Annotated in this window: 18 protein-coding genes; 17 read left to right on the forward strand and 1 reads right to left on the reverse strand. The window is 62.2% G+C overall.

Translation table 11 applies throughout. The features are described 5' to 3' along the window. Positions 1-26: 26 nt before the first annotated feature. Positions 27-1247: a winged helix-turn-helix domain-containing protein gene (locus X751_RS152000; RefSeq protein WP_023744665.1), complete on the reverse strand. Its 1221-nt coding sequence runs from the start codon at positions 1245-1247 to the stop codon at positions 27-29. Positions 1248-1575: 328 nt separating this feature from the next. Here X751_RS152000 and X751_RS151995 point away from each other — a divergent pair, with 328 nt between their 5' ends. The 17 genes from X751_RS151995 (at position 1576) to X751_RS151915 (ending at position 16853) form a co-directional block, all read left to right on the forward strand. After that, positions 1576-1941 carry an NADH-quinone oxidoreductase subunit A gene (locus X751_RS151995; protein WP_023670825.1) on the forward strand — a complete coding sequence of 122 codons (366 nt, stop codon included), beginning with the start codon at positions 1576-1578 and terminating at the stop codon, positions 1939-1941. Beyond that, positions 1932-2513: an NADH-quinone oxidoreductase subunit B gene (locus X751_RS151990; RefSeq protein ID WP_023670824.1), complete on the forward strand. Its 582-nt coding sequence runs from the start codon at positions 1932-1934 to the stop codon at positions 2511-2513. Before X751_RS151995 ends, X751_RS151990 begins: the two co-directional genes overlap by 10 nt. Positions 2514-2517: 4 nt before the next feature. Further along, positions 2518-3120 carry an NADH-quinone oxidoreductase subunit C gene (locus X751_RS151985; RefSeq protein ID WP_023670823.1) on the forward strand — a complete coding sequence of 201 codons (603 nt, stop codon included), beginning with the start codon at positions 2518-2520 and terminating at the stop codon, positions 3118-3120. Positions 3121-3153: 33 nt separating this feature from the next. Next, positions 3154-3531 (forward strand): four helix bundle protein, encoded by a 378-nt coding sequence (locus X751_RS151980; protein ID WP_031193090.1) that lies wholly within the window; start codon positions 3154-3156, stop codon positions 3529-3531. Between the two features lie 66 nt (positions 3532-3597). Beyond that, complete coding sequence (locus X751_RS151975; RefSeq protein ID WP_023670822.1) at positions 3598-4788, forward strand: NADH-quinone oxidoreductase subunit D; 1191 nt, start codon at positions 3598-3600, stop codon at positions 4786-4788. Further along, positions 4789-6120: an NADH-quinone oxidoreductase subunit E gene (locus X751_RS151970; RefSeq protein ID WP_023744666.1), complete on the forward strand. Its 1332-nt coding sequence runs from the start codon at positions 4789-4791 to the stop codon at positions 6118-6120. It abuts the gene before it with no gap. After that, positions 6120-6323, forward strand: a complete 204-nt coding sequence (locus X751_RS151965; protein WP_023744667.1) for a hypothetical protein — start codon at positions 6120-6122, stop codon at positions 6321-6323. Before X751_RS151970 ends, X751_RS151965 begins: the two co-directional genes overlap by 1 nt. 3 nt (positions 6324-6326) lie before the next feature. Beyond that, positions 6327-7631 (forward strand): NADH-quinone oxidoreductase subunit NuoF, encoded by a 1305-nt coding sequence (gene nuoF, locus X751_RS151960; RefSeq protein ID WP_023670819.1) that lies wholly within the window; start codon positions 6327-6329, stop codon positions 7629-7631. A 72-nt stretch (positions 7632-7703) separates the two neighbouring features. Continuing rightward, positions 7704-8396, forward strand: a complete 693-nt coding sequence (locus tag X751_RS151955) for an NADH-ubiquinone dehydrogenase subunit (RefSeq protein WP_023744668.1) — start codon at positions 7704-7706, stop codon at positions 8394-8396. 11 nt (positions 8397-8407) lie between these two features. After that, positions 8408-8692, forward strand: a complete 285-nt coding sequence (locus X751_RS151950) for a pentapeptide repeat-containing protein (RefSeq protein WP_023712709.1) — start codon at positions 8408-8410, stop codon at positions 8690-8692. Then, positions 8692-10773 (forward strand): NADH-quinone oxidoreductase subunit NuoG, encoded by a 2082-nt coding sequence (nuoG, locus tag X751_RS151945; RefSeq protein WP_023744669.1) that lies wholly within the window; start codon positions 8692-8694, stop codon positions 10771-10773. The genes X751_RS151950 and nuoG overlap by 1 nt, the downstream gene beginning before the upstream one ends. Before the next feature lie 2 nt (positions 10774-10775). Next, complete coding sequence (gene nuoH, locus X751_RS151940) at positions 10776-11819, forward strand: NADH-quinone oxidoreductase subunit NuoH (RefSeq protein WP_023685202.1); 1044 nt, start codon at positions 10776-10778, stop codon at positions 11817-11819. Continuing rightward, complete coding sequence (gene nuoI, locus X751_RS151935) at positions 11819-12310, forward strand: NADH-quinone oxidoreductase subunit NuoI (RefSeq protein ID WP_023685203.1); 492 nt, start codon at positions 11819-11821, stop codon at positions 12308-12310. The genes nuoH and nuoI overlap by 1 nt, the downstream gene beginning before the upstream one ends. A 123-nt stretch (positions 12311-12433) precedes the next feature. Further along, on the forward strand, positions 12434-13054 hold the full coding sequence (locus X751_RS151930) for an NADH-quinone oxidoreductase subunit J (protein WP_023744670.1): 621 nt from the start codon (positions 12434-12436) through the stop codon (positions 13052-13054). 1 nt (position 13055) lies between these two features. After that, the gene (gene nuoK, locus X751_RS151925) at positions 13056-13364 is read left to right on the forward strand and encodes an NADH-quinone oxidoreductase subunit NuoK (protein WP_023670810.1); all 309 of its coding nucleotides are present in this window, start codon (positions 13056-13058) and stop codon (positions 13362-13364) included. 10 nt (positions 13365-13374) lie between these two features. After that, on the forward strand, positions 13375-15348 hold the full coding sequence (nuoL, locus tag X751_RS151920; protein ID WP_023744671.1) for an NADH-quinone oxidoreductase subunit L: 1974 nt from the start codon (positions 13375-13377) through the stop codon (positions 15346-15348). Further along, positions 15348-16853 carry an NADH-quinone oxidoreductase subunit M gene (locus X751_RS151915; RefSeq protein WP_023670808.1) on the forward strand — a complete coding sequence of 502 codons (1506 nt, stop codon included), beginning with the start codon at positions 15348-15350 and terminating at the stop codon, positions 16851-16853. Before nuoL ends, X751_RS151915 begins: the two co-directional genes overlap by 1 nt. Positions 16854-16855: the final 2 nt, after the last annotated feature.

The following is a 16855-nucleotide window of genomic DNA, read 5'->3' on the forward strand; positions in this document are numbered from 1 at the left end:
ACAACCTACGAGGCTTATTGAGGCGTCTATGACAGACGCTGCAAGGGTTGGCCATCTCTCTCGCTAGCCAATGCCGGCCCCAGATTGCCGGCCGGCGTCACTTCGATGCGCTCAAGGCCAAGCCAGCCCTGCATCTCCTTTAGTTCCTCGAAAAGCTGTGCGGTGGTCTCAGGCGGTGCGCCTGCTTCGGCATAGGCGGCGTGGACGCGTAAGACACTCGCAGGCCGGTCGGCCTTGAGGTCGACGCGGGCGACGATCTTGTCGCCGAGCAAGAAAGGCAGCACGTAATAGCCATATTGCCGCTTGTCGGCCGGGGTGTAGATCTCGATGCGGTAGCGGAANAAGAGACGCTCGGTGCGCGCGCGCTCGAAGACCACCGGATCGAAGGGGGCCAGCAAGGCGCGGGCCTCGATCTTTCGCGGCAGGCGGGCGTCCCTATAGAGGTAAGCCGGCTTGTCCCAACCTTCGACGTTTACCGGCAGCAACTCGCCCATCTCGACCAGTTCCTCCAACCGGCCCTTCATGTCGGCCGGCGACAAGCGGAAATAATCGCGCAGGTCACCCGACGTCGCGATGCCGTGGGCGCGGGCAGAAATGCGCAGCAATTCGCGGTGCGCGTCCTCGGCGGCCGGCACCGGCAGATCGAGGATCGCCTGCGGCAGCACGCGCTCGGGCAGGTCATAGAAGCGTTCGAAGCCACGGCGGTGCGCCGTGGTGATGCGTCCGGCCCAGAAGAGCCATTCGAAGGCGTGCTTGGCGTGGCTCCAGCCCCACCAGCCGCCCGAACCTTTCTGGCCTTCCAGTGCCGAAGCGGCAATCGGGCCGCGCTCGGCGACCGCGCGGTAGATCTCTTCGATATAGGCGGCGTGCTCGCGGCCCCATTTGGCGAGGCCGAGATACATTTCGTCGCCTTGCTCGGCCCGCTGCATGCGCCAGCGCATCAGCGGGTAGGTCTCGACCGGCAGGAACGAGGCCTCATGCGCCCAGTACTCGAACACGGTGCGCTTGCGGGTGATTGCGGCATTGTCGAGCAGGGTGAGCGGGTAGGGGCCAAGGCGCGAATAGAGCGGCATATAGTGGGCGCGCACCACGGCGCTGACGGAATCGATCTGCAGCAGGCCGGTGCGCGACAGCACGCGGGCGAGGTGGCGGCGATCGGGCGTGCCGACCGGGCGGGGATCGAGAAATCCTTGCGCGGCGAGCGCGATGCGCCTGGCCGTCGGGAGTGAGATATTGTCCTTCGTCAAAGTGTCTTGCCTCGAACCATTTTCCCCGACTTTAGCCGGCGATTCCGGTCATGCTAGCAGGCAAATGGCGGGAGATGTGTCAGGAGACAAAAGTGGAGTGAAAGATGAAGGAAATCAAACAGGAGGAGATCGGACCAGTTTTTCCCGGCCTGCCGTCCAGCACTGTCTTTTGAACAAGGTTTGACTTGCTTCGCTGAAAGCCCTGCGCTAACCCTCGCCGCGTCGCAGCAAAGGCACCTAAAACGGTTCAGCGGTTAAACTGTCGCGCTTCCGCATTAGGGTTGGTTGCTGTAATCAAAGTGGATTGGCCGCCAACGGAAAGCCGAGCATGAACGTACTCCTCAGTTCATACCTGCCCATCGTCCTCTTCATCGCCGTGGCCGCAGTTGTAGGCCTGGCGCTTATCATCGCGCCGTTCCTGGTGGCTTATCGCAATCCCGATCCGGAGAAGCTTTCCGCCTACGAGTGCGGGTTCAACTCGTTCGACGATGCCCGGATGAAATTCGACATCCGCTTCTACCTCGTGTCGATCCTGTTCATCATCTTCGATCTGGAAGTGGCCTTCCTGTTTCCGTGGGCGGTGTCGTTCTCGAAGATCGGCATGCTCGGTTTCTGGTCGATGATGGTGTTTTTGGCGGTGCTGACCATCGGCTTTGCCTATGAGTGGAAAAAAGGAGCGCTGGAATGGGATTGAACGACAGTTCCGGAACGCTCGTCGCGCCGAAGCCCAAAGGCCTGATCGACCCCAATACCGGACGTCCGGTCGGTTCCGACGATCCGTTCTTCCTCGAGATCAACAATGAACTGGCCGACAAGGGTTTTCTGGTCACCTCGACCGAGGCGCTGATCACCTGGGCACGCAGCGGCTCGCTGATGTTCATGACCTTCGGTCTCGCCTGCTGTGCCGTCGAGATGATCCACACCTCGATGCCGCGCTATGATTCTGAAAGGTTTGGCGTGGCTCCTCGCGCGTCGCCGCGCCAGTCCGACATCATGATCGTGGCGGGAACGCTGACCAACAAGATGGCCCCGGCTTTGCGCAAGGTCTACGACCAGATGCCGGAGCCGCGCTACGTCATCTCGATGGGTTCCTGCGCCAATGGCGGCGGCTATTATCACTATTCCTATTCGGTGGTGCGCGGCTGCGACCGCATCGTGCCGGTCGACATCTATGTGCCCGGCTGCCCGCCAAGCGCCGAAGCGCTGCTCTACGGCATTCTTCTCCTGCAGAAGAAGATCCGCCGCACCGGCACGATCGAACGGTAGACCCATGGCCGCATCCCTGAGCGAACTGTCGACCTATCTCGGCGAAAAGCTGCCGGGCCGCGTCACCGATGCAGTGCTTGCCTATGGCGAACTGACGATCTCGGTTGCTACAGACAATCTGATCGAGGTGACAAGCTTCCTGCGTGACGATTCGGGCTGCCAGTTCATTTCGATCATCGATATCTGCGGCGCCGACTACCCGTCGCGCGTCAAGCGTTTCGATGTCGTCTATCATCTGCTGTCGCCGAAGCAGAATTTGCGCATCCGCATCAAGGTGCAGGCCGACGAAGAGACGCTGGTGCCGTCGCTCACCGCTGTCTATCCCGGCGCCGACTGGTATGAGCGCGAAGCCTACGATCTCTATGGCGTGCTGTTCTCCGGCCATCCGGACCTGCGCCGCATCCTCACGGATTACGGTTTCGAGGGCCATCCCCTGCGCAAGGACTTCCCGCTGACAGGTTTCGTCGAGGTGCGCTACGACGACGAAGCCAAGCGCGTGATCTACGAGCCGGTGGAATTGAAGCAGGAATTCAGGAACTTCGATTTTCTCTCGCCATGGGAAGGGACGGACTACGTCCTGCCGGGCGATGAGAAGGCGAAACAGTGAGTAGGAAGTAGTGAGTAGTCAGTAGCAAAAGATTTGGAGCAACGGATCGAATCTTATCGCGACTTGAAGGTGTGGCAATCGGCGATGACGCTTGCTGAGGATTGCTACCGTTTCACCAAAGAGTTTCCGAGGGATGAGATTTACGGCATGACCTCTCAGATGCGCCGATCGGCGGTTTCGGTCGCAGCGAACGTCGCGGAGGGATACGGTCGGGAGAACAGAGGGTCGTTCGTTCAATTTTTGCGCATGGCGCAAGGCTCGTTGAAGGAACTGGAGACACACATACTGCTGGCATGTCGGGTTGGCCTGCTGCGAAAAGACAATGAGATTGAGCTGCTGCTGCGATGCGAAGAGATTGGAAAAATGATGAGATCTCTTATCCGAACGGTGCAGGCCAAGCAGGCGGAATGAAGCAGGCATTGAGATTGATGATCACTACTCACTACTCACTACTGACTCTTCGCCAGAGGCGCCAGAATGGCTGAAACCTCCGTCCGCAACTTCAACATCAACTTCGGACCGCAGCACCCTGCGGCACACGGTGTTTTGCGTCTTGTGCTGGAGCTTGACGGCGAGGTGGTCGACCGCGTCGATCCGCATATCGGCTTGCTGCATCGCGGCACCGAAAAGCTGATCGAGCACAAGACCTATCTGCAGGCAGTGCCCTATCTCGACCGGCTCGACTATTGCGCACCGATGAACCAGGAGCATGCCTTCGCGCTCGCCACCGAGCGGTTGCTCGGCATCGAAGTGCCGAAGCGCGGCCAGTTGATCCGCGTGCTCTATTCCGAGCTCAGCCGCATCATGTCGCACATCCTCAATGTGACGACGCAGGCGCTGGATATCGGCGCGCTGACGCCGCCGCTGTGGGGTTTTGTCGAACGCGAAAAGCTGATGGTGTTTTATGAGCGCGCTTCCGGTTCGCGCATGCACGCGGCCTATTTCCGTCCGGGCGGTGTGCACCAGGATCTGCCGGCGAAGCTGGTCGAGGACATCGGCAAGTGGATCGACCCGTTCCTGAAGTCGCTTGACGACCTCGACAAGCTGCTTACCGGCAACCGCATCTTCAAGCAACGCAATGTCGATATCGGTATCGTGTCGCTTGCCGACGCCTGGGCCTGGGGTTTTTCCGGCGTCATGGTGCGCGGCTCGGGTGCTGCCTGGGATTTGCGCAAGTCGCAGCCCTATGAATGCTATTCCGAGATGGATTTCGACATCCCGATCGGCAAGAACGGCGACTGCTACGATCGTTATCTCGTGCGCATGGAAGAAATGCGCCAGTCGGCCAAGATCATGCGTCAGTGCGTCGACCTTCTGCTAGGCAAGGAGAGCACCGGGCCGGTGTCGAACCTCGACGGCAAGGTGGTGCCGCCCAAGCGCCAGGCGATGAAGCGCTCGATGGAAGCGCTGATCCATCATTTCAAGCTCTATACTGAGGGTTACCGCGTGCCGGCCGGCGAGGTCTATGCCGCGGTCGAGGCGCCGAAGGGGGAGTTCGGCGTCTATCTCGTCTCCGACGGCACCAACAAGCCCTACCGCTGCAAGCTGCGCGCGCCCGGCTTCGCGCATCTGCAAGCCATGGATTTCCTCTGCCGTGGCCACATGCTGGCCGACGTCACTGCCGTCCTGGGTTCCCTCGACATCGTGTTTGGTGAGGTCGATCGCTAAATGTCAGTCCGCCGTCTCGCAGAAGCAAGCGTCCAGCCAGCCACCTTCGCCTTCAACCGGGCGAATGCGGCGGTTGCGAAGCAATGGATCAAGAAATATCCGAAGGGCCGCGAGCAGTCGGCGATCATTCCCTTGCTGATGATTGCGCAGGAGCAGGAAGGCTGGGTCACCAAGGCGGCGATCGAGACGATTTCGGACATGCTCGGCATGCCGCGCATTCGCGGGCTCGAAGTCGCGACCTTCTACACGCAGTACCAGCTCAATCCGGTCGGCACGCGCGCGCATATCCAGGTCTGCGGCACCACGCCCTGCATGCTGCGCGGCTCGGAAGCGCTGATGGATGTGTGCCGCTCCAAAATCCATCACGACCAGTTCCACACCAACGACAAGGGCACGCTGTCGTGGGAGGAGGTCGAATGCCTCGGCGCCTGCGTCAACGCGCCGATGGTGATGGTCTTCAAGGACACGTTCGAGGATCTGACGCCTGAGCGGCTGGCCGAAATCATCGATCTTTATGATGCAGGCAAGGGCGCCTCGGTTCCCACCGGACCGCAAAACGGCAGAACCGGCTCGGAGCCGGCGCCTGGCCTGACGACGCTGAAGAGCGAAAAGGCGATCCTCAAAGCGACGCGCGACAAGGAAGCCAGGGCGGCGAGCAAGGCTGCCCACGCGGCGCCCGACGCGATCATTGCAGCGCCTGTTCCGGCGCCTGCCGCTCCTGCAGCGGCCGCCCCGGTGGCGCCATCCAACGCCGGCAAGCCGAAAACCGATGCGCCGGAAACCAGCTCGGCGTTGAAGTCGCCCTCCAGGGCCAAGGTTGCACCGGCGGCGGAAAAAGCGGCGAGCGTCCCGGCGCCCCTGCATTCGGCCGCCAACGCCAACACCGCGGCGCCTGAAGTCGAGAAGGTCGCCAAGCAGCGTAATGGCCCGAAGACCACCGCCACGCCGGCAACTGCCTTCACTGCGCCGGAATTCAAGGCGCCAGCGGTCAAGGCCGCGGTGGCCCCGGCCGTCAAGGCGCCGGCAGCCAGGCCCGCAAAGCCGTCGCTCGAGGACAAGAACCGTCCGGCCGGAATCGACAGGCCGGCTGCGGTCGACGATCTCAAGCTGATCTCGGGCATTGGCCCGAAGATCGAGGGCATCCTTCATTCGCTTGGCATCTTCACCTTCACACAGGTCGCATCCTGGAATAAGGCCGAGCGCGACTGGGTGGATGGATATCTCGCTTTCCAGGGCCGCATCGAGCGCGACGACTGGGGCAAGCAGGCCAAGGCGCTCGCCAAGGGCGGCGTCGCCGAATACATCCGCGTCTTCGGCAAGGAGCCACGTTGATGGCTGAAGCGCAAAGCACCGGATCTTTGCTGACGCTGCGCAGCATTGTCATCGGCGTTGTCTGCATCGCTGCTGCCAACATCCTTCTGGAGGGGCTTCGGCGCCTCGTCGAATTGCCGTTTTCGGATACCCTGGAATCGATGGCCGCGACCGGCATAGGCGTGCTGGTGTGGGTCTCGATCGTCTTGCGGGGAAAGAGGTAAGTCATGCTGGCTGACAAAGACCGCATCTTCAACAACATCTACGGGCTCTTCGACAAGTCACTGGCCGGCGCGATGGCGCGCGGCGCCTGGGACAACACGCCCGGCATCATCGCCAAGGGGCGCGAGTGGATCGTCAACGAGATGAAGGCGTCAGGCCTGCGCGGCCGTGGCGGCGCCGGTTTCCCGACCGGGCTGAAATGGTCGTTCATGCCCAAGCAGAGCGACGGAAGGCCGAGCTATCTCGTTGTCAACGCCGACGAATCCGAGCCCGGCACGTGCAAGGACCGCGATATCCTGCGCAACGATCCGCACACGCTGGTCGAGGGCTCGTTCATCGCCGGCTTCGCCATGGGCGCGGTCGCCGCCTACATCTATGTGCGCGGCGAGTTCATCCGCGAGCGCGAAGCGCTGCAGCGCGCCATCGACGAGGCCTACGAGGCCAGGCTGATCGGCAAGAACAACACGTCCGGATACGATTTCGACATCTACATGCATCACGGCGCCGGCGCCTATATATGCGGCGAGGAAACAGCGCTGCTCGAAAGCCTCGAAGGCAAGAAGGGCCAGCCCCGGCTGAAGCCGCCATTCCCGGCCAATGTCGGCTTGTACGGTTGTCCGACAACCGTGAACAATGTCGAGTCCATCGCGGTCGCGCCGACCATTTTGCGCCGTGGCGCCGCCTGGTTCTCGTCCTTCGGCCGGCCCAACAATGTCGGCACCAAGCTGTTTTGCATCTCCGGCCATGTCAACAATCCGTGCACCGTCGAAGAGGCGATGTCGATCCCGTTCCGCGAGCTGATCGAAACCCATTGCGGCGGCATTCGCGGCGGCTGGGACAATCTCCTGGCGGTTATTCCGGGCGGCGCTTCGGTGCCGCTGGTGCCGGCCGAGCAGATCATCGATGCGCCGATGGATTTCGATGCGCTGCGCGACCTGAAATCGGGTCTCGGCACGGCGGCTGTCATCGTCATGGACAAGTCGACCGATATCGTGAAGGCGATCGCCAGGCTGTCCTATTTTTACAAGCATGAGAGCTGCGGCCAGTGCACACCGTGCCGCGAAGGCACCGGCTGGATGTGGCGGGTGATGGAGCGGCTGGTGCGCGGCGAGGCGCAGAAGCGCGAGATCGACATGCTGCTCGACGTCACCAAACAGGTGGAGGGTCATACGATCTGCGCGCTGGGCGATGCCGCGGCATGGCCGATCCAGGGCCTGATGCGGCATTTCCGCGGCGAGGTGGAGCGGCGCATCGACGAGTTTTCGCGCAACGCGCACCGGGCCGAACCGGTGATGGTGGCTGCTGAGTAGATTGAAATCGGGCGCAAGCCCCGGACGGAAATATAGGGGCGGGGCTGACGAAGAAACGACCAGGAGATGTCTATGGCGCCCTATTCGAACCCTTTGATGCCCAATTTGGACCAGCTTGAGAAGATGAACCAGGATTTGACAAGGATGATGCCGAAGGAGATGGCCAGCGCCGTCAACCTTCTCGCGCATCCTGTCGCGGGTGCCGCCGCGATGTCGGCGCTGGGCTTCGGCCTTGCCAACCATGCATTTGGCGTGTGGCTCGGCGCCTTGTCGGGTGCTGCCGAGGCATCGCAGCGGATTTTCCAGCCGATCATCGACGATTTCGAGCAGCGCACCCAAGAGTTCTCCGAGACCGCGCCGGCCACCAAGGCGCGCGCGGCGACCAGAACCCTGATCGCCGAGGCGCAGACTTTTGCCCAGGATGTGACCGATATTGCCGCTCGCACCGTCGATGCCGAGCCGGAGAAGACCGATGCCGTCGCCGAAGGCGCGACGATCGGATTGATGCCGGAGGATTTCAGACAGCCCAAGGCCGTGGCTCGTCCGGCCAAGCCGTCGGATCTCAAGGCGATCACCGGCGTTGGGCCGAAGCTGGAAAAAGTACTGAACGGCCTTGGCATCTGGACCTTTGCCCAGATCGCCGCCTGGGCACCGGAAGAGATCGCCTGGGTCGAGGACTACCTGTCGCTCACCGGCCGTATCGGCCGCGACGAGTGGACCCAACAGGCCGCGGCGCTGACGCTGGCTGCCAAGGCGAAGAAGTAGGGGTGGCAGGCATGGAGATCCACGACAGGAGCGATGTTCTCGATGTGCGCAATGCCATCGTCAGCAACTCCAGATTTGACGATGTGAACTTGTCGAACACGCAGTTTCACAACGTCGACCTGTCGGCGGCCGTGGTGGACGACGCGAACCTCTCGAACGCGGCGTTTTTCAGCAATGTGAATATGAGCAATTTGAAGATAGAAAACGCTGAAGTCGCCGGCATGATGATCAATGGCATCAGGCTGAGCGATCTGTTTCAGGCATATGAGACGGCGCAGACCGCCAGGGGCAATTGATGGCAAAGCTCAAGGTCGACGGGAAAGAGATCACTGTACCCGACCACTACACGCTGCTGCAGGCGGCCGAGGATGCCGGCGCGGAAGTGCCGCGCTTCTGCTTCCATGAGCGGCTGTCGATCGCCGGCAATTGCCGCATGTGCCTGATCGAGGTGAAGGGCGGGCCGCCGAAGCCGCAGGCCTCCTGCGCCATGAATGTGCGCGACCTCCGTCCGGGACCCAATGGCGAGGCGCCTGAAATCTTCACCAACACGCCGATGGTCAAGAAGGCCCGCGAAGGGGTGATGGAATTCCTCTTGATCAACCATCCGCTGGATTGCCCGATCTGCGACCAGGGCGGCGAATGCGACCTGCAGGACCAGGCGATGGCCTTCGGCGTCGATTCCTCGCGCTATCAGGAGAACAAGCGCGCGGTCGAAGACAAATATATCGGCCCATTGGTCAAGACGGTGATGAACCGCTGCATCCACTGCACGCGCTGCGTCCGCTTCACCACGGAAGTTGCAGGCATTTCCGAGCTTGGCCTGATCGGCCGCGGCGAGGATGCCGAGATCACCACCTATCTCGAAAGCGCCATGACCTCGGAGCTGCAGGGCAATGTCATCGACCTTTGCCCGGTCGGCGCGCTGACCTCGAAGCCGTTCGCCTTCCAGGCGCGGCCGTGGGAGTTGACCAAGACCGAATCCATCGACGTCATGGACGCCGTCGGCTCGGCAATCCGCGTCGACAGCCGTGGCCGCGAGGTGATGCGCATCCTGCCGCGCGTCAATGAAGCGGTGAACGAGGAGTGGATTTCCGACAAGACCCGCTTCATCTGGGACGGATTGCGCACGCAGCGCCTCGACCGCCCCTATGTCCGCAAGGACGGAAAGTTGGCGCCGGCCAGCTGGGCCGAAGCGTTCGTTGCGATCAGGGATGCGATGTCGAATGCTGCGCCCGAGAAAATCGGCGCGATTGCGGGCGATCTTGCCGCCGTCGAGGAAATCTACGCACTGAAGCAGCTTATGGCTGCGTTGGGCTCAAGGAACACCGATTGCCGCCAGGACGGCGCCGCACTCGATCCGGCGCTCGGCCGCGCCAGCTACATCTTCAACCCGACCATCGAAGGCATCGAGCAGGCCGACGCGGTGCTGATCATCGGCGCCAATCCGCGCTTCGAGGCCTCGGTGCTCAATGCCCGCATCCGCAAGCGCTGGCGGATCGGCAATCTGCCGGTCGGCGTCATCGGCGAGGTCGGCGACACGCGTTACGACTACGAACAGCTCGGCGCCGGCCCGGAGTCGCTGAAAGACCTCGCCGACGGCAACGGCAAGTTCTTCCAGGTGCTGAAGAAGGCGACGCATCCGCTGATCATCGTCGGCCAGGGCGCGCTGTCGCGTGCCGACGGCGCGGCGGTGCTCGGCCAGGCGGCGAAACTCGCCACGGCCGTCAACGCTGCCCGCGCCGACTGGAACGGCTTTGCCGTGCTGCACACTGCAGCCGCGCGCGTCGGCGGTCTCGATGTCGGCTTCGTGCCTGGCAAGGGCGGCAAGAACGTTGCCGGCATGCTGGGTGAGAGCGAGGTTCTGTTCCTGCTCGGCGCCGACGAGATCGACATGTCCAAGACCGGCGGCGCCTTCGTCGTCTATGTCGGAACGCATGGCGACGCCGGTGCGCACCGCGCCAATGTCATCCTGCCGGGAGCCGCCTACACCGAAAAGTCCGGCACCTATGTCAACACCGAGGGACGCGTGCAGCAGACCAACCGCGCCGGCTTCGCGCCGGGCGATGCGCGCGAAGACTGGGCGATCCTGAGGGCATTGTCCGATGTGCTGGGCAAGAAACTACCCTTCGATTCGCTGCAGCAACTGCGCGCCAAACTCTATGGCGAATATCCGCATCTCGCCCGTATCGACCATGTTGTCTCAGGCAACCCCGACGACATCGCCAGGGTGGCGAAGCTCGGCGGGCGGCTGAACAAGGGCACTTTCACCTCGCCGGTCACGGATTTCTATCTGACCAACCCGATTGCGCGGGCCTCCGCCGTCATGGCGGAATGCTCGGCGCTGGCGAAAAACGGCTTCAGGCAGGCGGCAGAGTAGACATGGACACCTTCTTCTCCTTCTACGTGCTGCCGACGCTGATCATCCTTTTAAAGTCGGTCGTGCTGATCGTCGTTTTGCTGATCGGGGTTGCCTACCTGCTTTACGCCGACCGCAAGATCTGGGCGGCGGTGCAATTGCGCCGCGGCCCGAACGTCGTCGGCCCGTGGGGCACGCTGCAGGCTTTCGCCGATCTGCTAAAATTCGTCTTCAAGGAACCGGTCATTCCGTCCGGCGCCAACAAGGGCGTGTTCCTGCTGGCGCCGCTGGTGTCGGCCGTGCTGGCAATCTCGGCCTGGGCGGTCATTCCCGTCAATGCCGGCTGGGGGATCGCCAACGTCAATGTCGGCATCCTCTACGTCTTCGCCATCTCCTCGCTCGAGGTCTATGGCGTGATCATGGGCGGCTGGGCGTCCAATTCGAAATACCCGTTCCTCGGCGCGCTGCGCTCGGCGGCGCAGATGGTGTCCTACGAAGTCTCGATCGGCTTCGTCATCGTCACCGTGCTGCTCTGCGTCGGCTCGCTCAACCTGTCGGACATCGTGCTGTCGCAGCAGGATGGGCTGGGCACCAAGCTTGGCCTGCCCAACAGCTTCCTCGACTGGCACTGGCTGGCGCTGTTCCCGATGTTCGTCATTTTCTTCATCTCGGCGCTGGCCGAGACCAACCGCCCGCCCTTCGACCTGGTGGAAGCCGAGTCCGAATTGGTCGCCGGCCATATGGTCGAATATTCGTCGACGCCGTTCCTGTTGTTCTTCCTCGGCGAATATGTCGCCGTGGTGATGATGTGCGCGCTGGCCACCATCCTGTTCCTCGGCGGCTGGCTGCCGCCCTTCGACTTCGCCCCCTTCACCTGGGTGCCCGGCGTGATCTGGTTCGTGCTCAAGATCTGCCTGATGTTCTTCATGTTCTCCATGGTGAAGGCCTTCGTGCCGCGCTACCGCTACGACCAGCTGATGCGCCTTGGCTGGAAAGTGTTCCTGCCGATCTCCCTGTTCATGGTCGTTGCCACCGCGGCCTTCCTCAAAATCACGGGGTTTGCGTGATGTCCGCTTTTGGCCAGGCCGCAAAATCGCTGCTGCTGCAGGATTTCGTCAGCGCCTTCTTCCTGTCGATGCGCCAGTTCTTCGCGCCGAAGGAGACGATCAACTATCCGCACGAGAAAGGGCCGACCAGCCCGCGCTTCCGGGGCGAGCATGCTTTGCGCCGTTACCCCAATGGCGAAGAACGCTGCATCGCCTGCAAATTGTGCGAAGCGATCTGTCCGGCGCAGGCGATCACCATCGAGGCCGGCCCGCGCCGCAATGACGGCACGCGCCGCACCGTGCGCTACGACATCGACATGGTGAAGTGCATCTATTGCGGCTTCTGCCAGGAAGCCTGCCCGGTCGACGCCATCGTCGAGGGGCCGAATTTCGAGTTCGCGACGGAGACGCGCGAAGAGCTTTACTACGACAAGGACAGGCTGCTGGCGAATGGCGACCGCTGGGAGCGCGAACTGGCGCGCAACATCTCGCTGGACTCGCCCTACCGCTGACATTTGACGCATGGACGGGGCGAGGGGCCTCGTCTAAGGACAACGCAACTTGCCGACCGGAGGCGGTCGCAGAAATCAAACAGGACGGATGTCCTGTTTGGACAGGAACCCGGGGGATCCCCAATGCTGAGTGGACTAGAGGCGGCCTTTTTCTACCTCTTCGCCTTTGTCGCGGTGGCGTCGGCCTTCATGGTCATTTCGTCGCGCAACCCCGTGCATTCCGTGCTGTTCCTGATCCTGACCTTCTTCAACGCCGCCGGCCTGTTCATGCTGACCGGCGCCGAGTTCCTGGCGATGATCCTGCTTGTCGTCTATGTCGGCGCGGTCATGGTGCTGTTCCTGTTCGTCGTCATGATGCTCGATGTCGACTTCGCCGAGATGAAGGAAGGCGCCCTGCAATATGCGCCGATCGGCGCGCTGGTCGGGCTGATCCTGGCGGCCGAGCTGATCGTGGTGCTCGGCGGCTACACTTTCGCGCCGCAACTGGCCTCGACGGTCTCCAAACCCATCCCGGATCTTGCCGCGCGGACAAACACCGCAGCACTCGGCGACATCCTCTATACGGACTACCTCTACTACTTCCAGATTTCGGGCCTCATCCTGCTGGTCGCCATGATCGGCGCCATCGTCCTGACGCTGCGCCACAAGCAAGGGGTCAAGCGGCAGTCGATCGCAGCCCAGGTCGGCCGCACGCCGGCGACAGGCATGGAAATCCGCAAGGTCAAGTCGGGCGAGGGGCTCTGAGATGGTCGTCGGCATCGCACATTACCTGACCGTATCGGCGATCCTGTTCACGCTGGGCGTGTTCGGCATCTTCCTGAACCGCAGGAACATCATCGTCATCCTGATGTCGATCGAGCTGATCCTTTTGGCGGTCAACATCAATTTCGTTGCCTTCTCGGCGGCATTGGGCGATCTCGTCGGCCAGGTGTTTGCCCTGTTCGTGCTGACGGTCGCCGCCGCCGAAGCGGCCATCGGTCTTGCCATTCTCGTCGTCTTCTTCCGCAACCGCGGCTCGATCGCGGTCGAAGACGTGAACCAGATGAAGGGTTGACGGGGCTAACATGTATCAAGCGATCGTCTTCCTTCCGCTGCTCGGCTTCCTGATCGTCGGCCTGTTCGGCAATTCGCTGGGCGCCAAGGCATCGGAATACATCACCTCGGGCTTCCTGGTGATCTCGGCCGTGCTGTCCTGGGTCGCCTTCTTCTCCGTCGGCTTCGGCGAAGGCGAGGTGTTCACCGTGCCGGTACTGCGCTGGATCCAATCCGGCGGGCTCGACGCGTCCTGGGCGCTCAGGATCGATACGCTGACGGTGGTCATGCTGGTGGTGGTCAACACGGTGTCGGCGCTGGTCCACATCTATTCGATCGGCTACATGCACCACGATCCGAACCGGCCCCGCTTCTTTGCCTATCTGTCGCTGTTCACCTTCGCAATGCTGATGCTGGTGACGGCCGACAATCTGGTGCAGATGTTCTTCGGCTGGGAAGGGGTGGGTCTCGCCTCCTATTTGCTGATCGGCTTCTGGTACAAGAAGCCGTCGGCCAATGCCGCTGCGATCAAGGCCTTCGTCGTCAACCGCGTCGGCGATTTCGGCTTTGCGCTCGGCATTTTCGGCGTCTTCGTTTTGTTCGGCTCGGTCAATCTCGGCACCATCTTCGCCAATGCCGCGACGTTCATTCCGGCTGAAGGCGCACCACAAGGCGCCGCCGTGCTGACCTTCCTCGGCTATGCGCTGGACAAGCAGGCGGCCATGACCATCGTCTGCCTGCTGCTGTTCATGGGCGCTATGGGCAAGTCGGCGCAGGTGCCGCTGCACACCTGGCTGCCGGACGCGATGGAAGGCCCGACCCCGGTCTCGGCACTGATCCATGCCGCCACCATGGTGACGGCCGGCGTGTTCATGCTGGCGCGGCTGTCGCCGCTGTTCGAACTGTCGCATTCGGCGCTGACCGTGGTGACCTTCATCGGCGCCTTCACCGCCTTCTTCGCGGCGACCGTCGGCCTGGTCCAGAACGACATCAAGCGCGTCATCGCCTATTCGACCTGTTCGCAGCTCGGCTACATGTTCGTCGCGCTCGGCGCCGGCGCCTATGGCGCGGCGATCTTCCATCTGTTCACGCACGCCTTCTTCAAGGCGCTGCTGTTCCTGGGCTCCGGCTCGGTCATCCATGCCGTCTCCGACGAGCAGGACATGCGCAAGATGGGCGGCCTGCGGAAGCTCATTCCGAAGACCTACTGGATGATGGTGATCGGCACGCTGGCGCTGACCGGCGTCGGCATTCCGGTGACCGTCATCGGCACCGCCGGCTTCTTCTCCAAGGATGCCATCATCGAGGCTGCCTTTGCCGGCCACAATTCGGTCGCCGGCCTCGCTTTTGTCCTGCTGGTCATCGCCGCCTGCTTCACCTCCTTCTACTCCTGGCGGCTGATCTTCATGACCTTCCATGGCGAGCCGCGGGCGAGCCACGACGTCATGCACCATGTCCATGAATCGCCGCCGGTGATGCTGGTGCCGCTGTTCATCCTGGCCGCGGGCGCGCTGTTTGCCGGCGTTATCTTCCATGGTGCCTTCATCGGCGAAGCCTATGCCGAATTCTGGAAGGCCTCGCTGTTCACGCTGCCGGACAACCACATCCTGCACGATATCCACGAATTGCCGCTGTGGGTCGAGCTGGCACCGTTCGTCGCCATGATCATCGGCTTTGCCGTCGCCTGGAAGTTCTACATCCGCTCGCCGGAACTGCCCCGGAGCGTCGCCGCCAACCATCGGCTGCTGTATGCCTTCCTGCTCAACAAATGGTACTTTGACGAGCTCTACGACGTCCTGTTCGTGCGGCCGGCAAAGGCGCTGGGCCGGTTCCTGTGGAAGACCGGCGACGGCACCATCATCGACGGGCTCGGTCCTGACGGCATTTCGGCGCGCGTCGTCGACGTCACCGACCGCGTCGTCAAGCTGCAGACCGGCTATCTCTATCACTATGCCTTCGCCATGCTGATCGGCGTGGCCGCACTCGTCACCTGGATCATGCTCTGATGACCGCCTGGCCAATCCTCTCGCTGGTCACCTTCCTGCCGCTCGTAGGTGTGCTGCTGATCCTGTTCATCAGGGATGACAGCCCGAATGCGCGTCGCAACATCCGCGCCATCGCGTTCACGACGACGGCGGCCACCTTCATCATCTCGCTGTTCATCTGGACCGGCTTCGACAATTCGCAGGCCGGCTTCCAGTTCGTCGAGAAGTTTGCCTGGCTGGATTCCGGCATCTCCTACCATATGGGCGTCGACGGCATTTCGATGCTGTTCGTCATCCTGACGACGTTCCTGATGCCGCTCTGCATCCTGGCGTCGTGGGAAGCGATCGACAAGCGCGTCAAGGCCTACATGATTGCCTTCCTGCTCTTGGAAACGCTGATGATCGGCGTGTTCTGCGCGCTCGACATCGTGCTGTTCTACGTTTTCTTCGAAGCCGGCCTGATCCCGATGTTCATCATCATCGGCGTCTGGGGCGGCAAGCGCCGCGTCTATGCCTCGTTCAAGTTCTTCCTCTACACGCTGGCCGGCTCGGTGCTGATGCTGCTCGCCATCATGGCGATGTTCTTCCAGGCGGGCACCACCGACATCCCGACGCTGCTGACGCACAACTTCCCGGCCCACATGCAGACATGGTTATTTCTAGCCTTCTTCGCCTCCTTCGCGGTGAAGATGCCGATGTGGCCGGTGCATACCTGGCTGCCCGATGCGCACGTCGAAGCGCCGACGGCGGGCTCGGTGATCCTGGCGGGCATACTGTTGAAAATGGGCGGGTACGGCTTCCTGCGCTTCTCCCTGCCGATGTTCCCGCTGGCGTCGGAAATGTTCGCGCCGCTGGTGTTTACGCTGTCGGTCGTCGCCATCATCTACACCTCGCTGGTGGCGCTGATGCAGGAGGACATGAAGAAGCTGATAGCCTATTCCTCCGTCGCCCATATGGGCTTCGTCACCATGGGCATCTTCGCCATGAACCAGGAAGGCGTGCAGGGCGCGATCTTCCAGATGCTGAGCCACGGCCTCGTCTCGGGCGCGCTGTTCCTGTGCGTCGGCGTCATTTACGACCGCATGCACACGCGCGAGATCGACGCCTATGGCGGCTTGGTCAACAACATGCCGAAATACGCCACGGTGTTCCTGATCTTCACCATGGCCAATGTCGGCTTGCCGGGCACGTCAGGTTTCGTCGGCGAGTTCCTGACCATGCTCGGCGTGTTCCGGGTCAACACCTGGGTGGCTTTCTTCGCCGCCACCGGCGTCATCCTGTCGGCGGCCTACGCGCTCTGGCTCTACCGCCGGGTGATCTTCGGCGCGCTGACCAAGGAAAGCCTGAAGGGCCTGCTCGATCTGTCGACGCGCGAGAAGGCGATCATCTACCCGCTGGTCGTGCTGGTCATCTTCTTCGGCGTCTATCCCGCTCCCGTCTTCGATGCCACGGCCCAGTCGGTCAAGGCGCTCGTCACCAATGTCACCGCATCCATCGGCGCCGCGCAGACCGCGGCGGCGAACTGACC

This window comes from Mesorhizobium sp. LNJC394B00 (genome assembly GCF_000502555.1).
GTDB lineage: Bacteria > Pseudomonadota > Alphaproteobacteria > Rhizobiales > Rhizobiaceae > Mesorhizobium.

Bases quoted from the DNA above. Each gene is read 5' to 3' on its own strand.
- X751_RS151990 (WP_023670824.1), top strand. From the start codon at position 1,932: ATGGGATTGAACGACAGTTCCGGAACGCTCGTCGCGCCGAAGCCCAAA.
- nuoG (WP_023744669.1), top strand. From the start codon at position 8,692: ATGGCAAAGCTCAAGGTCGACGGGAAAGAGATCACTGTACCCGACCAC.
- nuoH (WP_023685202.1), top strand. From the start codon at position 10,776: ATGGACACCTTCTTCTCCTTCTACGTGCTGCCGACGCTGATCATCCTT.
- nuoI (WP_023685203.1), top strand. From the start codon at position 11,819: ATGTCCGCTTTTGGCCAGGCCGCAAAATCGCTGCTGCTGCAGGATTTC.
- X751_RS151995 (WP_023670825.1), top strand. From the start codon at position 1,576: ATGAACGTACTCCTCAGTTCATACCTGCCCATCGTCCTCTTCATCGCC.
- X751_RS151985 (WP_023670823.1), top strand. From the start codon at position 2,518: ATGGCCGCATCCCTGAGCGAACTGTCGACCTATCTCGGCGAAAAGCTG.
- X751_RS151955 (WP_023744668.1), top strand. From the start codon at position 7,704: ATGGCGCCCTATTCGAACCCTTTGATGCCCAATTTGGACCAGCTTGAG.
- X751_RS151930 (WP_023744670.1), top strand. From the start codon at position 12,434: ATGCTGAGTGGACTAGAGGCGGCCTTTTTCTACCTCTTCGCCTTTGTC.
- X751_RS151915 (WP_023670808.1), top strand. From the start codon at position 15,348: ATGACCGCCTGGCCAATCCTCTCGCTGGTCACCTTCCTGCCGCTCGTA.
- nuoL (WP_023744671.1), top strand. From the start codon at position 13,375: ATGTATCAAGCGATCGTCTTCCTTCCGCTGCTCGGCTTCCTGATCGTC.
- X751_RS151950 (WP_023712709.1), top strand. From the start codon at position 8,408: ATGGAGATCCACGACAGGAGCGATGTTCTCGATGTGCGCAATGCCATC.
- X751_RS151970 (WP_023744666.1), top strand. From the start codon at position 4,789: ATGTCAGTCCGCCGTCTCGCAGAAGCAAGCGTCCAGCCAGCCACCTTC.
- nuoF (WP_023670819.1), top strand. From the start codon at position 6,327: ATGCTGGCTGACAAAGACCGCATCTTCAACAACATCTACGGGCTCTTC.
- X751_RS151965 (WP_023744667.1), top strand. From the start codon at position 6,120: ATGGCTGAAGCGCAAAGCACCGGATCTTTGCTGACGCTGCGCAGCATT.
- nuoK (WP_023670810.1), top strand. From the start codon at position 13,056: ATGGTCGTCGGCATCGCACATTACCTGACCGTATCGGCGATCCTGTTC.
- X751_RS151975 (WP_023670822.1), top strand. From the start codon at position 3,598: ATGGCTGAAACCTCCGTCCGCAACTTCAACATCAACTTCGGACCGCAG.